Origin of the sequence: Isoptericola croceus (genome assembly GCF_029382255.1) — a bacterium.
Taxonomy (GTDB): Bacteria; Actinomycetota; Actinomycetes; order Actinomycetales; family Cellulomonadaceae; genus Isoptericola; species Isoptericola croceus.
The window spans coordinates 1-258 of sequence record NZ_JARLLG010000455.1; the positions used below are offsets into that span (position 1 = coordinate 1).

Genomic DNA, 258 nt, shown 5'->3' on the forward strand with positions numbered 1-258 from the left:
CTTCATCGCCTGTTCACTGTAGCGGTTCTCTGTGCAAGCCACTTCTCATTATCAGTCAATTTTCTAAAGTCTATACTCAAATCTAATCATGCGTGAGTGTATCTCTATCCATGTTGGGCAAGCTGGAGTCCAGATCGGTAATGCTTGTTGGGAGCTTTACTGCTTGGAGCACGGAATCCAGCCCGATGGCCAGATGCCCTCAGACAAGTCCGTTGGAGGAGGAGATGACAGCTTCAACACTTTCTTTTCTGAAACCGG

Annotated in this window: 1 protein-coding gene; it reads left to right on the top strand. The window is 47.7% G+C overall.

The features are described from left to right. Positions 1-88 precede the first annotated feature (88 nt). Positions 89-258: hypothetical protein (locus tag PZC42_RS23435; RefSeq protein ID WP_368860298.1), on the top strand; the 170-nt coding region annotated here is incomplete at its 3' end.